Consider the following 21,017-nt stretch of genomic DNA (forward strand, 5'->3'; position numbering starts at 1 on the left):
TTCAATACATGCAAAACTGCCGCTAATAAATCTGTTTTGCCGGTCATTAACCAGCAATTTTGAATGTCTTGGATATTATAGAGCATAGAATATCCGCCGTCAAAATTATTTTTTTAATTTTCTATTTTTTTTGTAATGGAACTGCTATACCCCATTAACTATCAAGTTCCTGCTCTCTTTAATCTAATTTCCCTACTCCCTTTTTTGCAAGGCACAGACGAAACGACTATAATGGAAAGAATTCCGTTGAACCTTAATTTAAGCTGTGTTCACAAGCAGTCAAACGTTGTTATATTAATCAAGAGAAGAGAACCGTTTTTATGTCCAAAAAGCAAGCCTATATTCGAAATTTTGCCATTATTGCCCACATTGATCATGGTAAGTCTACCTTAGCCGACCGCATCATGGAAATGACTAATACCGTCAGCCAACGTGAAAGTAGTGAACAACTCCTAGATGATATGGCCGTTGAAAAGGCACATGGCGTCACAGTTAAGTCGCGCACTGTTCGTAATTACTACGTTGATCCAGCTGGTCAAGAATATGAATACAATCTTATTGATACACCAGGCCATGTGGACTTTAACTATGAAGTGTCTCGAAGTTTATCAGCTACTGATGGTGCCCTCTTACTAGTCGATGCAACAAAAGGAGTTCAAGCACAAACTGTTGCTAATTATCGTTTAGCTAAGGAAGCTGGTATTGTGCTCGTCCCAATTATCAATAAAGTTGATAACGCAATGGCTGATGTTGATCGCACCATGCTCGAGTTGATGGATCTAGATCCATCGTTTACCCCCGATACTACACTAAAGATTTCTGCTAAAACCGGTCTAGGGGTTAAAGAGGTCCTCTTGGCTGTTCGTGACCGTATCCCGGCTCCCAGTGGTGACCCAACTAAACCACTGAAAGCCCTCGTCTTTGACTCTAAATTTGACCCTTACCAAGGAGTGGTCGTGCAGGCCCGTCTTTTTGATGGTCGCCTAGACTACCGGGACCAACTGACTTTTATGGCCCATCAAATTAGCACCCTCAGTAAAGAAATTGGCTTTTTCGCTCCTCAAGCACAAGCAACCAACGTCTTGAGCGCTGGCGATGTTGGCTATATTGTTACGGGTATCAAGGATCCTCAGGCAGTTCAAGTTGGTGATACTATTACCACAAGTGACCATGGCCTTTTGAGCCCCTTACCCGGTTACCAAACAATTGAACCCATGGTTTATGCTGGAATCTATCCGCGCGGTGGTCAATACCGTGACTTAAAGGTCGCCATTGAAAAACTATCCTTAAACGACGCGGCCTTCCAATATGTACCCGAACAATCCGAGGCTTTGGGGACGGGCTTTCGTGGTGGTTTCTTAGGTATTTTCCATCTCCAAATTATTCGTGAGCGACTAAAAAGTGAATTTGGCCTGGATGTCATTACAACCATGCCTAACGCGACCTTTCGCGTCTGGGTTCAGGGTGAAGATCAACCACGTTATATCGAAAATCCTAACCAATTTCCTGACTATCATCTCATTAAAGAAGTTGATGAACCCTATGTCTTAGCTAAGATTACTGCCCCTAATGAACACTTAAATGCCATTATGCGCTTAGCTGAAGGGCGCCGAGGGGAACTAATTGACTTAGCAACCATTGGTGAGCTACTATCGATTACCTACCGGATGCCCATTTCCGAAATTGCCTATGATTTCTTTAATGAACTAAAATCAGTATCACATGGTTTTGCAACACTTTCTACCAGTCGTGACGACTACGGCCCTTCCGACTTAGTTCGCTTAGATATCGCCATTGACTATGCAAATGTGGATGCCTTAACCTTTGTAATGCACCGCTTACACGTCCAAGATTTTGCCCAAGTTCTGGTCACCAAACTAAAAGACTTAGTTCCTCGTAAACTACAGTCCATGCCAATTCAGGCCAGTGTTGAAGGACGTGTCATTGCCCGCGCAGACATTCCACCGCTCCGTAAAGTTGCCGCTGCAGGAAGCAAACCTTCTAAGAAGCAGCAACAATTACGACGTCAAGGTCAAAAGGCCCATATAGACTTACCGCAAGCCGTCTTTGATGCCATCTTAGATATCAATAGTCACTAAACACCTAGTTAATGAAATGAGGTTTTTTATGAACAACTTACGTACCTTACGTGATTTCTTCCAGTTGCCCCTATTAGAGGTTAGTCAGTCAATGAAGTTAGCACCTGAAGTGTTAACCGCCTTTGAAGATGGGTTAAAAGAACCAAGCATCCACCAATGGCAGCAGTTGGCAGAACTTTATGCCCAATATTTTCATGTAGCAGCTCAACCCGCCAACGAACTGCCAGAACCCATTCACTTCCGACTAAGTATTGATTATCTAATGAACATTGGCTTAACCATGAATGACCTGCTTGCAATGCAATGGTACTTTGCTCAAACGCGCCCTGAAATTGGGCGTTTTGGCATTATGCTTTTAAACCCTAATGACCACCTTGACATTGTACGGGTCACCCTTGATTTAGCTACAGTCCTTACTGAGTATGCCGGCTTTTTACTCTTAAACCATGATGGTAGCCTCAATCAATTTATTGACGAAGCGCATGCTAATCAAGTTAGTGATTGGCGCCTTGTGCTCTATCAAGACAATCAACACTTCTTAGATATTAGTGATCTCTTACTTTATCTGCCAGATTTACCCAATGTTAGTCAATTTCAATAATCCAAAAAAGCAGGCCTTCCAAAGAAGGCCTGCTTTTCCTTTTGTTTATTTAACTAACCAGCCGCCATCAATCGGAATAACCTGTCCTTGTATATAATCGGCCTGAGGGCTGGTCAAAAAAACCGATAAATCAGCTACTTCTTGTGGTTGAGCCCAACGACCAACTGGCGTTGCTTTGGCAACCTCTTTTGCCATTTCACCGCTACCAGCAAAATCAGCGGCATTCATTGGGGTATTAATAGCCCCCGGCGCAATCGCATTAACATGCACCGTTCCTGCATAGTCTAAGGCCAACTGCCGCATAAACCCAACTAGAGCGTGCTTAGAGGTCGTATAGGCAGCGCCTCCACCACCAGCCACTAAACCCGCAATAGATGCCATATAGAGTATCTGGCCTGCTTGTCGCGCCACCATGCCTGTTAAGACAGCGCGCGTTAATACAATGGGCGCTTCTAAATTAATTGCCATCACCTGCCAAAAATCAACCGGTGTCTCCTGTAAAAAGGGAGTAAAGGCATCCAGAATGCCAGCCGTACTTAAAAAGATATCTACTTGGTCCAGCCAGGATTGCTGGTCAGCTATCCACTGCGCCAAAGCCAAGGCGTCACTTAAATCTAAAACAAAGCTAGTTAAGGCTGGATGGTGAATCTGAATGGGTTTTCGGTCTAAGGCATAAACCCTAGCACCTAACTTAAGGTAAGTTGCTAGTTGGGCGGCCCCAATTCCTGATGCCGCTCCCGTCAATAAAACCGTTTTCCCATGATAATCTTTATCTGTCATTACGCTCTCTTTACCTTGCTAAATTAACACGTTTGCCAATGAGGCCAATAATGACGGCCCCAATCACTAAGGCAATAAACTCACCTAAGGCTACCCAGCCATATGTTATCCAAAAAGGAGCCCCCGCATAGAGGTTTAGTTCCAACGCCACTGCCCACATCATCGCAGTATCAATAACAGTACTGATGGCTAGCTTTATCCAAATGTTATGAAAATAACGGGCACTGTAGTAGCTCATAGTCGTCATCACTAAGGTACCTAGCGTCCCAAACACCATGTCAACAATGCCCATAGGGGAAAAAATGTTAACGATAAAGACCCCAATACTCAGGGCAAGGATATACCGTTTATTAAAAACAGCAAGATGATTTAATCCTTCTGAAAGGCGTAGTTGCACAGCTCCATAGGCTAGCGCGGGTAAGGTCATTGTCAAGGCCACATATAAGGCTGCCACTAGACCTACTAAGGCAATGCTGCGAGTACGCTCCTGGTTTGAAACATGTTTCGTCGTCATTATTTACAATCTCCTAGTTTTTTTGTGTGGGATGGTTACGAACCACATACATAATAGTTACTACTTTAAGCGTTATGCCCCGGTTAGGTCAAGTTATTTCAAGTTAATTTGGATGACCTTATCAAGTCGAATCTGAAGGGAGGCTACATCAGTCATATCCTTAATACCAAGCACTTCAATGGTTTCATCATCAATTCTAAATTGGACACTAAAGCCAGTTGGTAACGTAACCTGATAAACTGCTGGACTTTGCTGAACCAATTCATGAAGTGTTAACGGATAATTCATCGTTAAATGCCAGCCATCAGCCAAATCTATGGTATACCATTTTTCAGTCATGCGCTTGCTCCTTTGCTTTTTGATTTCAAATACTATTCCCGCCTAGTGTACCACATTTTTGACCAGTAACTAAAAAAGGAAGCAACATAGTGCTTCCTCCTTTATACATATGCAAAAACTGTTACTTTTTATAATTGGCCCCAAGCATCAGCACTGATCGAAGGGAAAATATGAACTAAACGTTCCATTTGGGCTGGGGTATAACCGAATTCAATGGCAGGTAAGAGGCTATTAATCACATCCTCGGCCTGCTCTGATACTTCGGTTGCGCCGACTAATTGATGTTCCTGATTGAAAATTAAGGTCGTCTTACCCGCTGTCTCATAAAAGACTTGACGATACCAGTCAGCGGCCACTTCATTTTCTACAATGACATATTGGTCAGGATTAGCCTTGGCTTGGTCTACCGTTATACCGGCCTGAGCTATCCGTGGTGATGTGTAAACATTAGTAGCAATTACCGGATAATCAATGGGCGCCTGGCTATCACCACTAAAACGATGCATGAGGTACTTTGATTCGAAGACTGCCGTTGGCGTTAACTTAGGTTGGGTCTTGGCAATCACATCCCCACTGGCATAGATATTAGGCACTGATGTTTGCAAATAGTCATTGACCTTCACCCCAGCTGGCGAGGTTTCTACCCCCACCGTTTCTAGCCCAATGCCTTCAGTGTTGGGCACGCGACCAGTTGCATCCAGTACCCAGTCAGCTAACAAGGTGTCAGCGCTGGTCTCAACCTGAATGCCTTCCGCTGTTGTGTCAAGGCGCTTGGCTTCAGTATCGCGCAGAATTGTCACACCTCGCTCAACTAAGTCAGCTAACATTAACTCAACAAAGGGTTGATGGAAGGCGCGCAAAGCCTGTTGATGGTGCATCACCACGGTCACATCACTACCGGCCGCATTAGCCATGGTTGCTGACTCTAAGGCAATGTAACCACCACCAATAATCACCATCCGGCTAGGCATCTCAGCTAACGCCAAAAAATCAGTTGAGTCATGTAATAATTCCCTTCCAGGAATATTTAAGCGGTGTGGGTGCATGCCAGTTGCAATGACAATCTTGTCGGCAGTATAGGCCGTGCCAGCAACTTGGATGGTGTGGGCATCAACTAACTCACCACGACCAAAAATCATCTTGATACCCTGGCTTTCCATTGCTCCTTCCAAGAAGTTAGGAATCCCATCAATCACGCTATGTTTGTGACTTTGGTTCTTAGCCCAGTCAATTTTACCTGAGCCAGCTACCGTCCCCTGTGTTGCTAAAAGTGCTCTTTGCAAGGCTACTGGTGCATCTAAGGAAATCTTAGCATTACATCCCCAGTTAGGACAGGTTCCACCAACACGATCGGCTTCAATCACCCCAACCTTTACTCCCTTAGCAGCTAGTGGAATAGCCCCGTCGAAAGTACCATGACCACTACCTAAATACAAAACATCAAAATCATATTGTGTCATTTTATATCCTTTCATCTGCCAGCATTGACGGACGAAAAATCGCCCGCTCTGCCATTTTAATTAACGTGTCAATTTCATCCTGTTGAACTGATAAACCGTGCTGCAATCGTGATTCTAATAACCACTCCAAGGGGTATAGCCCTTGCGCTAATAATAAATCAACATTTCCTGTCTGTAAACCATCCGCCTGATAGGCTGCTTTGATTACCGCCATCATTGCTGGCCCAAGTAAACTATCACCACGTTCTTCCCTTGCCGGAAAGTACTCAGGATTCGCTGTCATGGCCGCCAAAAAAGTAACATCGGCCGGATGGGCCAGGAAATTATGAGCATAAGCTTGCATCACCTGGTTAAATTGAGCTTGAATAGGTTGATTTGCAGCTGGACTGGGAACGGCGAAAATCAACCGTTCTTGCACCCGCTGATATAATTTTCCTAACAAATCAGCCTTATTCTCATAATAGATATAGGCCGTGGCAACCGAAACTCCGGCCTGTTTTGCCAGCTTACTAATACTCAACTGACTTAGCCCTTGGTTTTGCACAATTGCTAACGTACTTGCTTCCAATGCCGCTACTTTATTTTCATCACGTCTTCTCATGTTTTCACTGCTTATCAGGTAACCAGTGGACACCTAACAGCGATGGTGGCCCTCCCTTCTTTACTTGTTCACATCATAATGGCCAATACAACGATTAATACGCCAATAATCGCGACAAACATGGGATAGAGATTCTCATTTCCCACCGATTTACGCATCAAGGTTGCTAACGCCATCAAAAGTACACCCAATATAAGCAAAAGTACAAACAAGGTTACCACCTCTTTTACTGATAGACTTCTCACTACTCTGCCTTCATTATACCTGCTTACAGCTATAATGCCTAGAACTTAGCCTCGATACCTAATAAAAAAGATAGTCGGTCCAGCCAAGGGCCCCACTATCCTTTTTGTCCACTACCTACTTAAAGTTAATAGCCTTCGCTTGAGTTTTAAATGATTCAACTAAAGCTGAAGTTAACCTAATGGTAAGTACTGCTTTATCTTGCCAATGTGGTTCTAATTTTTTAATCACTGGGGCTGACTGTAACAAATCCGCAATCGCCTCTTCGCCCGTCGTCACTGTCGCCTCCGCTTGACAAGAAGATACACGCACACCACTTTCATCGCCAAACCAAGTGGTTACGGCAACTTGACGGTGTGCCCTAATATTGACCACCCGCTGAGTTTTAGGATCAGTAACGACATAGAACACATTTTCCGCTTGCTCATCTTGTGCATAAGTCACAATAGAATTCATGACTTGCCCGCTTGGGGTCACCGTTGCTAAGGCTATATAAGGTGGTAATTGCCCCAAGGTTTGACTCAACTCACTTGTTGCCTGCTGCACACCACTCGCTTTTTGACGCGTTGTCATTTTCTTTAGTGTCAACGCGGTTAATGGTACCACTAAGACCAAATAACCTGCTATCAAAGCTAACGTCAAGGGCACCCATTGTTTAACTAGGTCAAAGCCACCCACAAATACTGCTAGGGCAATCATCAGTGAAATGGCATAAACCACAAATAATTCTATAAAGCGTTTAAGGTACATAAGCTCCTCCTAACACGGAAAAAACTGCCGGTGTTGTGTAAAAGCCAGCAGTTTTTTATTGAAACACTATTCTACTTAGAACATTATTCAGCTGCGGCTGATGCTGCGGCGATGGCAACTGAAGAAATATAATTAATTGGTTGATCAAAGTTTGGCTGGAAGAAAAAGTCCGTCATGGACAATTGATCGATGGTGTTTTGATTTTCAATCGCCAATGAAATGACATTAGCCGCCGCCGTCACATCATGAGTGGACATAAATTCACCACCCAAAATACGGCGGGTTTCTGGGTCCCAAGTCAATGAACTTTTAACGGATTCAGTCGTCAACAAGAAGTCAGGTCGATAATCTTCATCCAAGGTGATGGATTGTGACTTAATCCCCTTAGCTGCAGCTGAATCTGCATTTAAGCCAGTTGATGCAAAGGCAATGCCATACAATTCAACTGCTGAAGTAGCTTGCGTGCCCTGATAAGCAACTGTTGGTTCTACAATGTTACGTCCTACCAAAATTCCCTGGCGTACGGCATTCGTAGCCAATGGAATATAATCATAACTTTGGGTTGGGTTGTAATAAACAGCACTAGCATCGCCAGCAGCAAATACGTCAGGGGCGCTGGTCTGCATATACTTATCCGTAATAATGGCCCCATTATCTAACATATCTACTTGACCAGTAAACAAATCAGTTGCTGGCCGGAAACCAATTCCTAAAATAGCAATATCTGCGGTATAGGCTCCGCCAGTTGTCTTAACTGTAATGTCCTCACCATTATCAACAAACTCGGTTACCGTTTCTCCCAAGGCTAAATTAACTCCATGCTCTTGATAAGCTTGTTCGATTACAGCCGAATACTCCGCTGAGGCATTTTTAGCTAAGACCCGGTCTAGCGCATCAACTAAGGTTACCTGAGTGCCATTAAGTGACATTTGCTCAGCCAACTCAGCCCCAATATAGCCGGCTCCAATAACGACTGCCCGCTTAACATCATCAGCTACTTCCTTAAGCCGGTTTGCATCGTCCCAATTCTTAGCCATGTAAACCTTATCACCATCAATACCAGGGATTGGTGGAATCACAGCCTTAGAACCAGTGGTGATGACAATTTTATCATACACGTCTGTCCGTTCTTCATCAGTAACTAAATCTTTGATGGTTAATTGCTTAGCTGCTAAGTCAGCCTGTACGACTTCGGTTCCCATATGCATATTAATCCCTTGATCAATTAGGGACTCCGGTGACTCATAGAACATCCGGGCTGGATCTGAAACATGATTCCCTACCCATAAAGCAATCCCACATGATAAAAATGAAACAGTTTGATTACGTTCGAATACATCAATTTGTGCATCTGGCACTTGAGCCTTAATTTGCTTGGCTGAAAAAACACCCGCATGTGTACTTCCGATAACGGCAACCTTCATGATAAACCTCCACTTTTGTGAACATATTTACTTTCTTAATCCAATAAATTCATATTATCACAAAGTTAATCGCCTTTGCAACAACAGTTACCGTTATTATTATTTGTTCTTGTGAATAACAAAACGGGTTTTTAAAAATAAAACACTTCACAAAGGCAGCTTTCTTACTTACCATATATAAGTTACCAGGTATAAGCATAGCCATCATATTGTTTTTTGAGCAAAAGCTGGACTAGTTAGGCTTACAGTTCTTTTTTTGCTACAATAAAAAAAGGTCTACTAGACCAGTAAGGAGAATATGACATGGATAATGCCAGCATTTATGCAGCAATCAAAGCAGATCCGCAAAATCAAGCCTACACTAAACGGCATATCGACCCGCTCTATTCAGTACATGATGAAGCTAAAATTGTCATCGTAGGACAGGCGCCAGGTACCAAGGCCGAAGCTACCAAAAAATTTTGGAATGATCCCAGCGGCGTGCGCTTGCGCGAATGGATGGGCGTTTCAGATGATACGTTTTACCATGATCCTCGTTTAGCCATTCTTCCCTTGGATTTTTACTTCCCAGGTCGCGGAAAAAGTGGTGATTTACCCCCTCGCAAGGGTTTCGCAGCTAAGTGGCACCCCTTGTTATTGGAAAATATGCCCCAAGTAGAGCTCTTTATTTTGGTCGGTAGTTATGCGCAGAAATTCTACCTAAAACGCGATTTCAAAGGTAGTTTAACCGAAACTACTAAGGAATTTGAGACCTTCTTACCCCGTTATTTTCCCTTAGTCCACCCCTCACCTCGTAATCAGTATTGGCTACAACAACACCCCTGGTTCCAAACGGAGGTGGTTCCTGCTTTACAAAAGCGAGTTGCCAGTCTTCTCTAACGCCTTAATATGAACAAAAAAAAGGTACTGCTTATAAGCAGTACCTTTTTTATTCACCATAATCTAAACGATTACCATGAAGCTTTCTTAACACCAGGAATTTGACCCTTATGTGCTAATTGACGGAAGTTCAAACGTGACATACCAAACTCACGCATGTAAGCGTGTGGCCGGCCATCAATTCGATCCCGATTGTGAGCACGAACAGGGGAAGCGTTACGAGGCAACTTAGACAAACCAACATAATCGCCGGCTGCCTTTAACTCAGCACGCTTGTCAGCATACTTAGCAATGGTTGCTTCAATCTTCTTTTCCTTAGCAATCTTTGACTTCTTAGCCATAATTACTTGACCTCCTTGAACACTGTAACCCGACGCAACTTTGGAGAATACTTCTTAAGCTCCAAACGCTCTGGGGTATTACGACGGTTCTTAGAAGTTAAATAGATACGTTCGCCAGTTTCAGCTGACTCTAACAAAATGTTAATGCGCATTAACAGTAACTCCTCGAAATTTATTTGTGAGGTGCCCCCCACCACTTATTGAACGACAGGTCTAGCTGCATAGGCTAAACCCCAAGCTTGCGCCGCTACAATAGCTAGTAAATTACAATACTTAACTATACACATTTACCGGGCACAATTCAAGATAAAAACCATGTTTTTTTAAATTTTTCTTAATGATTAGTCAGTCAGCGCCACCTTAGCCTAACTAACGTGACCACCGCTGCCAGTAGTACCAGCCTATAAACCCTAACCCAGCTGCTAAACTATCGGTGGCCAACACATCGAAAAATCCTTGTAAGGACCAGCCTATTACTTGCATAATATATGCTAAAACGTGAAAAAGGACAAACAGGATACTAAAAACTAAGAGAACATTAGCCAAACTACTATCACCTTGCTTGCGTAATGGCTGACTGTAGTGATAAAGGGCATAAGCTACCAAGATAATACCTATACTGACCACCCCATTGCGAATTGGTGTGCCTCCCATGGTGGCCATAGCTGGATTTGACAAGGGCCAAAGTAACTGTAATCCCAGCCATAGTACAAGGGCCATAATAAGACCTTGTAAGGCCTTAGAGAGCTTTTCTTGTTTAGCATGTCGATAGTTATTCAATATGGTAAACAAACTAAGCAGGATCAACAAGGCAGCTACCCCGTTCAAAAGCATAAAGCTTAACTGGTAGGGGCTACCATTAGCGGTTAAAACCGCTAATGGATAGGTCGCGACATTATAAACTGGCCATACTAAAGTTGCCAGCACGCTTTGCCCAATCACTAGGCCAGCCCCTAAAATTCCCAGTAGCATCATCAATTTTTTCTGCCACTCTGTTTGCATCCCTTCACACTCCCCATTTTAATAGCTGCCTTTCATTCTAACACGTTTAGGCGCCCTTGCCCAAAACCATTTTACTGCTGAACAAAACACTCTTTTTTTGTGAAGTTAGCTATTACCATAGCCAACTTCACTAACCCGTTCTTTTCTTTCATTGAAAAAAGGACGTGGTGCGCACTCACACCACGTCCTTGCCACAAAAAGCTGCTTTATGAATTAACCTTGTGACTATCCACCTCTTCAAACTCACCATCAAAAACTGTTGTCTGATGATGGTGGTTTCTTGTCTGTGAATAGACCTTTTGATAAGGTGCCATCCGTTCTTGGAAAGAGACGGTTGCCGTTCTAACTAACCGCCTTACAGATACCCAAGCAGCTAGCACAATCAATCCAAACAGTAATAATCCAACCATTAGCACTTCCTCCTTATCTATGCTGATAGACTAAGCCATCAACCATAAACAAATGATAAAGTTCGCCTACTTTGCTTGCTCAGCCTGTAAGCGTTCAACGTCACGGGCAATTTCCAATTCTTCGTTGGTTGGAACTAACAAAACAGCTGCGGAAGAGTCAGGGGTTGAAATGATCCGCTCAACTCCTCGTACATCGTTGGCCTGTTGATCAAGCTTGATGCCCATAAAGTTAAATTGATCAATAATGCGTTGGCGAACTTCAATTGCATTTTCACCAATTCCAGCTGTAAAGGCAATGGCATCCACACCAGCCATCTCCGCAATATACTGACCGATGTATTTAATCACGCGGTCTTCAAAAATTTCAATGGCTAATTTGGCATGGTCATTCGTATTTTCAACATCTTCTAGGTCACGCATATCAGAAGACAAAGTTGAAATACCCAACAGCCCTGACTTATTGTTCAAAATCTTTAACATCTCATCATTCGTGAGCCCTTCACGTTCTTGGATATAGTAAATCAATGAAGGATCAACATCACCAGACCGCGTTGCCATGGTCACACCAGCCAATGGCGTGAAGCCCATTGACGTATCGATTGACTTGCCATGTTCAACAGCCGTAATAGAAGCACCAGCCCCCAAATGAAGGGTAATAATCTTCAAATCAGCTAAAGGCTTACCCAAAATCGCTGCAGTTCGCTCTGCAACATAACGATGAGAAGTACCATGTGCACCGTACTTGCGAGCACCATACTTTGTGTAATACTCATAAGGAAGGGAATACATGTAGTTCTTCTTAGGCATTGTTTGATGGAAGGCTGTATCAAAGACCGCAACAGGTAAGGCGTGGGGCAAAAGTTCCATAAAGGCTCTAATACCTTCCGCATTGGCTGGGTTATGTAGTGGTGCATATGCAGCTAAACGCTCTATTTTATTAAGCACCTCATCAGTAACCACAACAGACTTGTTGAACCATTCACCACCAGCTACGACCCGGTGACCCACACCTGTAATCTCAGCTGGGTCTTTAATGACCTCGTGCTTACGGAATTGGTCTAACACCGTTTCAATTGCTGCCCGGTGATTAGGAAAATCAGCATTAAACTGTGTTTTTTCCCCATTGAACTTCATTGTAAAAATTCCATCAGGTAGACCAATTCGTTCTACTTGGCCCTTGGCAATGACGGTTTCAGCAGGCATATCTAAAAGTTGAAACTTCAATGATGATGACCCTGCGTTAATTGCTAAAATTTTAGACATGCTTTATTCCTCTCAACTACTTAATTAATTTTAAACATCTACTTCTAGTTTACCATAGAAAGCAACCGCTTCCACTGATAAATGCGTCCTTATTGGGCTTGGGCAACATTTAACGCATTGATTTTTAGAATCGTATCAACAGCTTCCTTCATCACCCGGACAGAAATATACTCATAACGACCATGCATATTTTCACCACCGGCAAACATATTTGGAGTTGGCAATCCTAGGAAGGTGATTTTAGATCCATCTGTCCCACCACGAACAGCTTCAATGATTGGCTTAATACCAAGTTCTTCCATCGCCTTTTGGGCCAAATCGACTGGCATCATATTATCCTTTAGAACCTCACCCATATTGTAATATTGGTCATTCAAGGACAAATTAATCCGTTTAACATCAAAGTTAGCATTTAAGTCAGCCACTACCTTTGTTAATAATGCCTTTCGCTCTTCAAACTTGGCGCGATCATGGTCACGAATGATGTAAGTCATCTTAGCACTTTCAGGAGTACCATCCAAAGCTAACAAGTGATAAAAGCCTTCCCGACCGGCAGTATGCTCAGGTCGATCATGTTCTGGTAATGCATTGTGAACATCAATGGCAACCTGCAAAGCATTGACCATGGTGTCCTTAGCTGAACCAGGATGAACATTACGGCCTTGAATCGTGATCACTGCTTGGGCTGCTGAGAAGGTCTCCCATTGTAGCTCGCCCAGTTCTCCGCCATCTACGGTATAAGCAAAGTCAGCCCCAAAAGCAGCTACATCAAAATGATCAGCGCCAATGCCAATCTCTTCATCAGGACCGAAAGCAAAATGCAGATCACCATGTTCAACTTCTGGATGTGCCAACAAGTATTCAGCGGCTGAAATAATCTCAACTACCCCAGCCTTATCATCAGCCCCCAGTAAGGTGGTACCATCCGTTGTAATTAAGGTGTCACCAGCATATTTCTTTAAGCTAGGAAAATCTTTAACAGTTAAACTATATTCGTCGTTTAACAAAATATCTGATTCACCATCATAATCAGCCACGACTTGTGGATCGACATGGTCAGCTGGAAAATCAGCAGTATCAACGTGTGAAATAAAGCCAATGGCTGGCACCTTTTTATCAGTGTTAGCTGGTAAATCAGCGAAAACATACCCATCTGCCATGGTACGTACATTCGCTAGACCCAACGCCTTCAACTCATCAGCTAAAGCGGCTAGAAAGGCAACTTCTTTTTCATCAGAAGGTACCGTCGTCGATTCTTCATTCGACCGGGTATTGATTTTTACATATTGTAAAAACCGATCAACCAAATTTGGATAGACTGCCTGGATAGTTTCTAATTGTGTCATGTAAAGACCTCTTTTCTTAAATATAGGTATAAGGATCTGTGTTAACTCGGGACGGTACAACTGCCGTCAACTGCCAACGTTCTTTGCTTTGCCAAGTTCGAATTAAATCAGCCATCTTTTCCTTAACAATGGCTTCCATATGGTGGTCAGGATCAATCACCACAAAATCATCTGCTAAAACATCGTGACCAGTATGGTAGTAAAGGTCTGCCGTCACCAGGACATCAGCTCCAGCTGCTTGAGCTTGCCGATAATAGCGACCACCGTCACCACCAATCACGGCCACCTGTTCAATTGTTCGATTCAGATCAGGCGTAATAACCCGTAGATGGTCAACACCAAATTGTTGGCGTACAAAGGTCGCATATTCAGCTACGGTCGTTTCCTGCGCTAATCGTCCAATTCGTCCTAAACCTGTTTGCCCATCCGGATTAGCTAAGAGTGGTACCACCTCATGGATGCCAAGTAACTGAGCTAACCAATCGTTCATCCCCCCTGCCGCTGCATCTAAATTGGTATGAGCGGCATAAACGACAATTCCATGTCGAATTAAATCAGCATACATGGCCTTTTGGGGATCTCGAAAGTCCAAATTCTTGGCCGGATGAAACATTACCGGATGATGTGCAAAAATAAAATCCACTCGCTGCTCAATCGCTTCTGCTACAACCTCGGGTCGCAGGTCCAAGGTTGTCATAACACGGTGAATTTCTTGACTAGGATCCCCAATTTGCAATCCCGTCGGATCGTGATCTTCAGCCAAGCTTAGGGGGGCATAGGCTTCAATTGCTTCTATCAAGACCTGTGCTTGCATGTCCAAGTACTCCTTCAATTGCTTTTAATTGACTACAATAATGTTGATAAGCCTGCGTCTGCGCTTGACCCCGCTTACTAAGTGTTTGTTTAAGTTGCCGCAACCGATCAGCCTCTTGCAACCACTTGGCCCGCCAAGTTGGCTGATTTTGCCTGATGTTATAGGGACCAAACTGCAGTTCTTCCTGCGTATAAGTCGCTGCTCCTGGTTGGGCAACCATGATTTCGTAACGATGCCCATCGTCAGCTACAACGTCCTCTGCCGTTAAGCGATAATGATGCTCCATCAACCAAAGCCGCACCAAGGGTTGATCCGTATTTGGTTGCAAAATTAAGCGATCATACCTAGGCTGACCAGCCGTTAAAATTTGCGTAATTAAATGCCCACCCATCCCTGCAATAACAACACAATCAATGGCGTCACTGGGCCTTATTGCAGCTAATCCATCAGCTAACCGTGGCTGTAAACGGTCAGCTAAGTGATGGCGGGTAATCTCCTGCTGTGCATTCGCTAATGGCCCCTGGGCGACTTCACCCGCAATAGCAAAATCAATCTGGCCAGTTAAGAGAAGATGTGCCGGTAGATAGGCATGGTCAGACCCAATATCAGCTAAGCGAGACCGTTTCGGAACATGGTCAGCCAGCGCCTGCAGACGAGGCGATAAATGTAAGGCATCCACGACATCACCAAACCTTTCTAAATTCCTTTTGCAGTATAGCTATATGCTATAGTTTAGCACAGTGCATGGGCACTCCTAAAGCCCAGTCCTCAATCATCTTGCTCAGCTAATAGGTCGTCATAGTTATTGAGCATATCGTAATCTTCTGGTCGTAACTTGACATAGCGTGCAATCGCCTGCAAGGCCAGTTCGCGTTCGCCAATTTTACGGAAGAAATAATACGCCTCCTGTAAGAAATCGGGATCACTTAAGTAGGAAGGTAGTGCCGCCTGCCAATACCGATTAGCAAATTCATCTTGTTCTAGGGCAGTATAACTTCGCGCTAAGTTACGATAGAGACCAGGGTCAATATCGGCCTCTTCATCCGTTAGATAATGATTCAATAGGTCTAAATTATCTTGATCTTTATGTTGACTGACCAACCAATCTGAGTAATCCAAAATCAAGGTTGGATCATCTGGATTGTTCTTTAAGCCCTCGGCAAGGAAATGCCCAGCCTGTGCAGCCTTACCTAAGCGCATACTGACAATGGCCGCCCGTTCATATAGTTTTGGATTAAAGGCATCTTGTGCTAATCCAGCCTGATATGTTCGCAAGGCCTGTTCATTTTGACCTTGTTTTTCGTATAAGGCCCCTAAAGGAATATATAAACTTACATAGGCCGGATCAAGGTCTGCCAAAGCCTCAAAGGTCTTAATTGCCTGATCATAGGTTTCTTCGTCAGCTGCATAAGTTAGGCCGAGTTGGAATTGAACGTCCGGCGTCATATCAGCTGGTTTAATTTGTTCTAAATAACCAAGTGCATTTTTTACATTGCCCGTCAAAGCGTAGGCTACGCCAATGCGAGAGGCTACATCCACACCTGAAAATTTACGCTCACCTTGCTTTAATAAGTCACGGTAGTAGGGAATTGCCTCTTGGTATTGACCACTCGCGTAATAATATTCAGCTAGTGCAAAGGCAATCACTGGTTCTTCGGGAGCTAATTGATAGGCCTCCTTTAACTTAGCCTCGGCTACTTCATAAATTCCTTCCGATTGGTACAAGTCAGCCAGCACCAAGAGTGCTTGTAGGTAAGCCTCGGAATCTGTTTTAATGGCTGCTAGATACTCAATGGCTTGATCAGTCTTGCCTTCATCGATTGCAATATCTGCCAAGTTCGTACGCAACTGATCCTCTTTTGGGTACTTGTCTAAGAGTTGCTGATAGGCACGTTTTGCTTGTTTGGCAAAGCCTAGCGCATAAAGCTCCTCAGCTAATGAATAAATTGTATCGTCATCGTCCTGCTGTAAAGCAGCTGCAAACGACTTTTCTGCTGCATCCAGCTGGCCTTTATCTAGGTCATCTAACATACGTTCTGCATACGACACCATAAGTTACCTACTTTCTTTTTCTGCCTATTTTGCTGGTTTCTGCTTAGCTAACTGCTTAGCTTTAGCTTGTGCTAAAAGTGCCTCTTTGGCTGCAACTTTTTCTTGTTTAGAAACAAAACTTTGCTTGGCTGCTCCCCGGGCAAAATCATTCGACTTTAATGTACCTTTAGTTCCCACGGTTGTTTTCCTTACCTTTTCTATACTTATTAACTATTGTAACCTTTCACTGGTAAAAAGGCACGTTTAAGCCAGTTCTTTGTGTCCACCGTCCAGTCTAGACTATGCTAATATTAAAGGGTGGATTTACTTTTACTGAGGAGGATTGCTACTTATGGTAATGGAAGACTATTTTAAAAATTTACGTGCCAAAATTGGTCATCAAGAGATTATCATGCCTGGTGTCGCTGGCATTTTATTTGATCAAACGCGTTCAAAGGTCCTATTAGAAAAACGAGCTGATGGCGAAACAGGCTGGAGCTTAGTTGGCGGCATGCAAAATCTTGGCGAGAGCGCTATGACTTCGCTCCAACGTGAATTTAAAGAAGAAACAAACCTCGATGTGGTCGTTACTAGTTTAATTGGCGTCGATAGTAATTTTCATCATGTCTTTCCAAATGGTGACCAAGCTCAAATTCCCATGACCCTATTTGAAGTTAGTCCCATTGGCGGTCAGCTACAACCAGATTTGGAAGAAACCGCAGCAGTGGAGTTTGTTTCCCTTGCAAGCCATCCTAAAGTGTACAATCCACAGCATCAATTAGCCATTGATCAACTGATTGCTCAGGTGCCTTATGGTTGGTACTTTTAACTCATCAACCGACCCCTTCTATTTGCTAGCCTACTCACAAAAAAGGATCCTCCTAATGCTAGGAGGATCCTTTTTCATCATCTGCCATCAACTAACACTGAGCGTCGTTTAAGCCAACTGATAACTAATCCGGCTGCGCCCGTTGCCCACTTTTTGTACCTTCACTTGCTGTGGAATTTGTTGCTGCATCGCTGTAACATGAGAAATTACGCCCACTAGGCGACCACTAGCTTCTACCTGAGCCAAAGCCTCCATTGCCTGGTCTAAGGTTGTCGCATCCAAAGAACCAAAGCCCTCATCAATAAAGAGTGCTTCAATCTGAGCCCCACCGGCCCGTAACTGTACAACTTCTGCCATGGCCAATGCAATGGAAAGCGCAGCAATAAATGATTCTCCACCCGACAAGGTGCTGGTTGGTCTAATTTGACCAACATCTTGATCCAAGACGTCAATGTCTAAGCCATTACGATTAGCCCGTCCTGAGCTCGTCGTTGATAACTGGAATTGATAACGGTTATTTGAAAATTGGCCAAGATAATGTTCATTTGCATAATCGAGCACTTCGGCCATAAACTGCCGTAAGATATAAGGCTCCAAACGCAAATTTTCTGGATTATCACCATCAACAACCTTAGCCAGGGTAATCAGTTCCTGCGCTTGCTCATCTGTTTGGGCAATCTTTTCTTGCACGGTCAGTAAGTGCTGATACTGCTGTTCCCTTTGTTGCCAAGTCGCTTGGTCTCTAGCCAGTTGAACTTGTTTTTGGTCGATTTCATCTGCTAACTCCATTAACTGCGTCTGCATCGCTGTCAGATCAGGTTTCACTTGACCTCGTAATTCATCTTTAGCCTGATCAATTTCTCTAGTTAAGGTCGTAACCTGGGTTTCAAACTGTTCAATTTGCGATACCACTTCCGTTAAGCGGTTCGTATTGCGCACGGTTGCTACTAATGCTGGCAAATCGGCTGCCGATACCTCATCAGTCTGAGCAAGCTCAGTACTTAGCTCTTGTCGGGCCGCTTTGACCGCGTTCTGATGCTCATCGCAGGTTGCTTGCAAGCGCTCAATTTGATCCTTTTTGGCGGCTACCTTCGCCTGAGCGTTTGTTTTTATATCCTGAACTTGGTTCCATTTTGTCTGGGCAGCCTGCAGATAGGCCTTCAACTGGTCCAGTTCGACTTGATAAGCTTCAACTGTTGCCAGTTGATCCTGTGTCTCTGTTATGGAGTTGGCCTCCTTTTGCAGGGCGGCCAACTGTTCAGCCAGTCCCCGCGCCTTCTCTGCCAAAACTGCCCTTTCCTGAGCTAAAGCCTGTGCCTGTTCTGCCAACGCCGTTGCGTTTTTTTGAGCTACCCCTAATTGCTCTTGACTCACTTTTAAGGACGCTGCCTGTCCTTTTAAAATCTGTTCGCAATCATCTGCCGTTTGCGGCTGTTCAGACCAGTTAAAACCCGCTTTTAGATAGGCAGTCTGCCAAGCATCTTTCTCCTTTGCAAACGTTGCCTCTTGATTAGTTAATTCATCCGTCTGCTTAGACAAGCTAGTTTTAGCGTGGTCCAACTCCGTTTGATAGCGCGTAACAGTTTGACTAGCCACAATGGTGGCCTGCCTGGCATCCTCGACCTCCTGCATGGCAGCCTGTAATTTGCCCGTATCAGTTTCAACCATGTTTGCCTGATCATGCTCGCTCTGATAGGGCTGTCCACAAACAGGACAAGGTTCACCTGGTCTTAGTTCAGCCTGCAACTGGGCCACCATGGCTGTCCGACGGTGGCTTAATGATTGGCCTTCCACTAATTGGGCCGCTTGCAAAGCTTGCTGTGCTTGCTTTAGTAGCTGCTCTTGGTTAGCCACTTGACGTTTAGCCTGGTCCACCTGTTTAGCACTTTTATCAACGGCCGAAGCGGCTTGCTTTAGGGTGCGTAATTGTTGCCCTAACTCTTCTAAGGCCTCCGTCTGTTTAGTCACCGAAGCCGCCTGATCAAGGACTGGCGTAAGTTCGTTTTGCTGCTGGTCAATCAAGGCTGCCTGGTCCGTAAGTTTGGTAACAGTTTCCTGAACGGCTGCCTGCTTTTTGCTAGCTTGGTTAATTTGTAGCTGTAAGTCTGCTAAACGTTGCGCCTGCGGCAAGTACTCCCCCTGCAAAAGATCAATCCGCGCTTGCTTTTTTGGCCAAGTCTGGTGATCATTTTCTAAAACTGCTAGTTCTGCCTGGGCACTAGCTAAGGCATTCTGTTCTTGTTTTAGCTGTTGCTGGGCCTCAACTAACTGCCCATGCACCTGCCCCAGCAATTGTTCGTTCTGTTCCAGCTGACTTACAATGGTCAAATGATTATGCACCCACTGCAGTTTAGTTCGTTCCCGACCCAGGCCTTTCATTTTAGCCTTATCTTGCTCAAGGATGGCCAATTGTTTTTGCTGGTTCTTTATATAATCAAACTTAGCTTCCAGTGCTTGAGCTTGATTAAAAGCTACCTCCTGCCTTTTCCGGTTAGCTTTAACTTCTGCTAACTGAAGCTCTGCAGTCTGGATACTTTCCTTAGCAGCTTGGTTTAAACGGGCTAAGTACTGAACCTTTTCATGGGGACTTGGTGCCACCTTGGCTATGTCAATCCCATCTGGCCATACTTGCTGGGCCAATAATTGATCCCGTTGTGCCGTCAACGTCACCACCGTCTGCTGAGCATGCTTACTTTGACTTTTCAAGTCATTAGTAAATGCCAAATAAAGTTCACTGCCAAACAAGCTTCTTAAAATGGCCAACTTATCATCACTTTTAGCCGCTAAAAACTCACGAAATTGGTTTTGCGGCAACAAAATAATTTTTTGAAATTGATTTGCCGTCAAGTGTAGCAACCTTTCAATCGTGGTTGTTACCTCTTTTTGCTTGCTAGCTAAAGGGACTAAGGGCTTAGTTAAGGTCGCATCAACTTCGGCTAGTTCAGCCTGACTGGTTTGTTTTTTAGTATCATTTGGCCCCTTAGGTCGGGCTTTTAAGACTTCCTGTTCTGGGCTACGCCAAAGATGATAATAGTGGCCTTGGTGCTCAAACCAAAAGTCTACCCGGGTCAAACCATCACTGGGTGCAAACTCACTACGCATGGCTTTGGGTTCCCGTTCTCCCGTGCCCACACCAAAAAGGCAATACACCATCGCATCAAATAAGGTCGTCTTCCCAGCACCAGTTGGCCCAGCAATTAGGAATAATTGTGATTCCTGAAATTTCGTGAAATCAACCGTTTCTCTTTCATAAGGGCCAAAATAGTGCATGCTTAATTTTAATGGTCGCAT

23 protein-coding genes and 1 riboswitch are annotated in these 21,017 nt (G+C 44.1%); of the genes, 4 read left to right on the plus strand and 19 right to left on the minus strand.

Annotation, left to right across the window (positions count from 1 at the left end; genetic code table 11):
* Window positions 1-320: 320 nt before the first annotated feature.
* Complete coding sequence (lepA, locus tag G414_RS0101455; protein WP_022791093.1) at window positions 321-2,099, plus strand: translation elongation factor 4; 1,779 nt, start codon at window positions 321-323, stop codon at window positions 2,097-2,099.
* 28 nt (window positions 2,100-2,127) lie between these two features.
* The gene (locus G414_RS0101460) at window positions 2,128-2,700 is read left to right on the plus strand and encodes a hypothetical protein (RefSeq protein WP_022791094.1); all 573 of its coding nucleotides are present in this window, start codon (window positions 2,128-2,130) and stop codon (window positions 2,698-2,700) included.
* Between the two features lie 45 nt (window positions 2,701-2,745).
* Here G414_RS0101460 and G414_RS0101465 read toward each other — a convergent pair whose 3' ends face one another.
* From G414_RS0101465 to G414_RS0101500, 8 genes are all read right to left on the minus strand, one after another.
* Complete coding sequence (locus G414_RS0101465; protein WP_022791095.1) at window positions 2,746-3,480, minus strand: 3-oxoacyl-ACP reductase; 735 nt, start codon at window positions 3,478-3,480, stop codon at window positions 2,746-2,748.
* 10 nt (window positions 3,481-3,490) lie between these two features.
* Entirely contained in the window at window positions 3,491-3,994 is a 504-nt protein-coding gene (locus tag G414_RS0101470) for a QueT transporter family protein (protein ID WP_022791096.1), read from the minus strand.
* A 7-nt stretch (window positions 3,995-4,001) separates the two neighbouring features.
* A riboswitch (PreQ1 riboswitch) is annotated at window positions 4,002-4,046 on the minus strand.
* A 41-nt stretch (window positions 4,047-4,087) separates the two neighbouring features.
* Window positions 4,088-4,333 carry a hypothetical protein gene (locus tag G414_RS0101475; RefSeq protein WP_022791097.1) on the minus strand — a complete coding sequence of 82 codons (246 nt, stop codon included), beginning with the start codon at window positions 4,331-4,333 and terminating at the stop codon, window positions 4,088-4,090.
* A gap of 128 nt (window positions 4,334-4,461) precedes the next feature.
* Window positions 4,462-5,793 carry a dihydrolipoyl dehydrogenase family protein gene (locus G414_RS0101480; protein ID WP_022791098.1) on the minus strand — a complete coding sequence of 444 codons (1,332 nt, stop codon included), beginning with the start codon at window positions 5,791-5,793 and terminating at the stop codon, window positions 4,462-4,464.
* 1 nt (window position 5,794) lies between these two features.
* The gene (locus tag G414_RS0101485; RefSeq protein ID WP_022791099.1) at window positions 5,795-6,394 is read right to left on the minus strand and encodes a TetR/AcrR family transcriptional regulator; all 600 of its coding nucleotides are present in this window, start codon (window positions 6,392-6,394) and stop codon (window positions 5,795-5,797) included.
* Window positions 6,395-6,462: 68 nt separating this feature from the next.
* Window positions 6,463-6,639, minus strand: a complete 177-nt coding sequence (locus G414_RS07640; RefSeq protein ID WP_162138064.1) for a hypothetical protein — start codon at window positions 6,637-6,639, stop codon at window positions 6,463-6,465.
* Between the two features lie 115 nt (window positions 6,640-6,754).
* Window positions 6,755-7,387 (minus strand): pyridoxamine 5'-phosphate oxidase family protein, encoded by a 633-nt coding sequence (locus G414_RS0101495; RefSeq protein ID WP_022791101.1) that lies wholly within the window; start codon window positions 7,385-7,387, stop codon window positions 6,755-6,757.
* An 83-nt stretch (window positions 7,388-7,470) separates the two neighbouring features.
* Entirely contained in the window at window positions 7,471-8,811 is a 1,341-nt protein-coding gene (locus G414_RS0101500) for an FAD-dependent oxidoreductase (RefSeq protein WP_022791102.1), read from the minus strand.
* A 303-nt stretch (window positions 8,812-9,114) separates the two neighbouring features.
* On the opposite strand from G414_RS0101500, the gene G414_RS0101505 reads away from it, so the two are divergent.
* Window positions 9,115-9,690, plus strand: coding sequence for a uracil-DNA glycosylase family protein (locus tag G414_RS0101505; protein ID WP_022791103.1), 576 nt, complete (start codon window positions 9,115-9,117; stop codon window positions 9,688-9,690).
* A gap of 71 nt (window positions 9,691-9,761) precedes the next feature.
* On the opposite strand, the gene rpsN is transcribed toward G414_RS0101505, so the two are convergent.
* The 10 genes from rpsN to G414_RS07665 all read right to left on the minus strand — a co-directional run bounded on the left by rpsN (window position 9,762) and on the right by G414_RS07665 (window position 17,095).
* The gene (rpsN, locus tag G414_RS0101510) at window positions 9,762-10,031 is read right to left on the minus strand and encodes a 30S ribosomal protein S14 (protein ID WP_022791104.1); all 270 of its coding nucleotides are present in this window, start codon (window positions 10,029-10,031) and stop codon (window positions 9,762-9,764) included.
* Window positions 10,032-10,033: 2 nt separating this feature from the next.
* A complete protein-coding gene (rpmG, locus tag G414_RS0101515) occupies window positions 10,034-10,183 on the minus strand; it encodes a 50S ribosomal protein L33 (RefSeq protein ID WP_022791105.1) in 150 nt (49 codons plus the stop codon).
* Between the two features lie 217 nt (window positions 10,184-10,400).
* On the minus strand, window positions 10,401-11,033 hold the full coding sequence (locus G414_RS0101520) for a hypothetical protein (RefSeq protein WP_022791106.1): 633 nt from the start codon (window positions 11,031-11,033) through the stop codon (window positions 10,401-10,403).
* Window positions 11,034-11,239: 206 nt separating this feature from the next.
* A complete protein-coding gene (locus tag G414_RS0101525) occupies window positions 11,240-11,443 on the minus strand; it encodes a hypothetical protein (RefSeq protein WP_022791107.1) in 204 nt (67 codons plus the stop codon).
* A gap of 66 nt (window positions 11,444-11,509) precedes the next feature.
* Window positions 11,510-12,706: an acetate/propionate family kinase gene (locus tag G414_RS0101530; protein WP_022791108.1), complete on the minus strand. Its 1,197-nt coding sequence runs from the start codon at window positions 12,704-12,706 to the stop codon at window positions 11,510-11,512.
* A gap of 89 nt (window positions 12,707-12,795) precedes the next feature.
* The gene (gene pepT, locus G414_RS0101535; protein WP_022791109.1) at window positions 12,796-14,052 is read right to left on the minus strand and encodes a peptidase T; all 1,257 of its coding nucleotides are present in this window, start codon (window positions 14,050-14,052) and stop codon (window positions 12,796-12,798) included.
* Window positions 14,053-14,068: 16 nt separating this feature from the next.
* The gene (locus G414_RS0101540) at window positions 14,069-14,866 is read right to left on the minus strand and encodes a Nif3-like dinuclear metal center hexameric protein (protein WP_022791110.1); all 798 of its coding nucleotides are present in this window, start codon (window positions 14,864-14,866) and stop codon (window positions 14,069-14,071) included.
* Window positions 14,835-15,545 (minus strand): tRNA (adenine(22)-N(1))-methyltransferase, encoded by a 711-nt coding sequence (locus G414_RS0101545; protein WP_022791111.1) that lies wholly within the window; start codon window positions 15,543-15,545, stop codon window positions 14,835-14,837. Before G414_RS0101545 ends, G414_RS0101540 begins: the two co-directional genes overlap by 32 nt.
* 89 nt (window positions 15,546-15,634) lie before the next feature.
* Window positions 15,635-16,918, minus strand: a complete 1,284-nt coding sequence (locus G414_RS0101550) for a tetratricopeptide repeat protein (protein ID WP_022791112.1) — start codon at window positions 16,916-16,918, stop codon at window positions 15,635-15,637.
* Window positions 16,919-16,942: 24 nt separating this feature from the next.
* Window positions 16,943-17,095, minus strand: a complete 153-nt coding sequence (locus G414_RS07665; protein WP_022791113.1) for a hypothetical protein — start codon at window positions 17,093-17,095, stop codon at window positions 16,943-16,945.
* 154 nt (window positions 17,096-17,249) lie between these two features.
* On the opposite strand from G414_RS07665, the gene G414_RS0101560 reads away from it, so the two are divergent.
* Window positions 17,250-17,726: an NUDIX domain-containing protein gene (locus tag G414_RS0101560; RefSeq protein WP_022791114.1), complete on the plus strand. Its 477-nt coding sequence runs from the start codon at window positions 17,250-17,252 to the stop codon at window positions 17,724-17,726.
* A 108-nt stretch (window positions 17,727-17,834) separates the two neighbouring features.
* Here G414_RS0101560 and G414_RS0101565 read toward each other — a convergent pair whose 3' ends face one another.
* A complete protein-coding gene (locus G414_RS0101565; RefSeq protein ID WP_022791115.1) occupies window positions 17,835-21,017 on the minus strand; it encodes an AAA family ATPase in 3,183 nt (1,060 codons plus the stop codon).

It is taken from the genome of Weissella halotolerans DSM 20190 (assembly GCF_000420365.1).
Taxonomy (GTDB): Bacteria; Bacillota; Bacilli; order Lactobacillales; family Lactobacillaceae; genus Weissella; species Weissella halotolerans.

What these genes read in the sequence shown, in the direction of transcription:
- G414_RS0101550 (WP_022791112.1), bottom strand. Translation starts at nt 16,918, where the DNA reads ATGGTGTCGTATGCAGAACGTATGTTAGATGACCTAGATAAAGGCCAG.
- pepT (WP_022791109.1), bottom strand. Translation starts at nt 14,052, where the DNA reads ATGACACAATTAGAAACTATCCAGGCAGTCTATCCAAATTTGGTTGAT.
- G414_RS0101530 (WP_022791108.1), bottom strand. Translation starts at nt 12,706, where the DNA reads ATGTCTAAAATTTTAGCAATTAACGCAGGGTCATCATCATTGAAGTTT.
- G414_RS0101565 (WP_022791115.1), bottom strand. Translation starts at nt 21,017, where the DNA reads ATGCGACCATTAAAATTAAGCATGCACTATTTTGGCCCTTATGAAAGA.
- G414_RS0101505 (WP_022791103.1), top strand. Translation starts at nt 9,115, where the DNA reads ATGGATAATGCCAGCATTTATGCAGCAATCAAAGCAGATCCGCAAAAT.
- G414_RS0101470 (WP_022791096.1), bottom strand. Translation starts at nt 3,994, where the DNA reads ATGACGACGAAACATGTTTCAAACCAGGAGCGTACTCGCAGCATTGCC.
- lepA (WP_022791093.1), top strand. Translation starts at nt 321, where the DNA reads ATGTCCAAAAAGCAAGCCTATATTCGAAATTTTGCCATTATTGCCCAC.
- G414_RS0101485 (WP_022791099.1), bottom strand. Translation starts at nt 6,394, where the DNA reads ATGAGAAGACGTGATGAAAATAAAGTAGCGGCATTGGAAGCAAGTACG.
- G414_RS0101480 (WP_022791098.1), bottom strand. Translation starts at nt 5,793, where the DNA reads ATGACACAATATGATTTTGATGTTTTGTATTTAGGTAGTGGTCATGGT.
- G414_RS0101500 (WP_022791102.1), bottom strand. Translation starts at nt 8,811, where the DNA reads ATGAAGGTTGCCGTTATCGGAAGTACACATGCGGGTGTTTTTTCAGCC.
- G414_RS0101460 (WP_022791094.1), top strand. Translation starts at nt 2,128, where the DNA reads ATGAACAACTTACGTACCTTACGTGATTTCTTCCAGTTGCCCCTATTA.
- G414_RS0101465 (WP_022791095.1), bottom strand. Translation starts at nt 3,480, where the DNA reads ATGACAGATAAAGATTATCATGGGAAAACGGTTTTATTGACGGGAGCG.
- G414_RS0101560 (WP_022791114.1), top strand. Translation starts at nt 17,250, where the DNA reads ATGGTAATGGAAGACTATTTTAAAAATTTACGTGCCAAAATTGGTCAT.
- G414_RS0101495 (WP_022791101.1), bottom strand. Translation starts at nt 7,387, where the DNA reads ATGTACCTTAAACGCTTTATAGAATTATTTGTGGTTTATGCCATTTCA.
- rpmG (WP_022791105.1), bottom strand. Translation starts at nt 10,183, where the DNA reads ATGCGCATTAACATTTTGTTAGAGTCAGCTGAAACTGGCGAACGTATC.
- rpsN (WP_022791104.1), bottom strand. Translation starts at nt 10,031, where the DNA reads ATGGCTAAGAAGTCAAAGATTGCTAAGGAAAAGAAGATTGAAGCAACC.
- G414_RS0101520 (WP_022791106.1), bottom strand. Translation starts at nt 11,033, where the DNA reads ATGCAAACAGAGTGGCAGAAAAAATTGATGATGCTACTGGGAATTTTA.
- G414_RS0101525 (WP_022791107.1), bottom strand. Translation starts at nt 11,443, where the DNA reads ATGGTTGGATTATTACTGTTTGGATTGATTGTGCTAGCTGCTTGGGTA.
- G414_RS0101475 (WP_022791097.1), bottom strand. Translation starts at nt 4,333, where the DNA reads ATGACTGAAAAATGGTATACCATAGATTTGGCTGATGGCTGGCATTTA.
- G414_RS0101540 (WP_022791110.1), bottom strand. Translation starts at nt 14,866, where the DNA reads ATGCAAGCACAGGTCTTGATAGAAGCAATTGAAGCCTATGCCCCCCTA.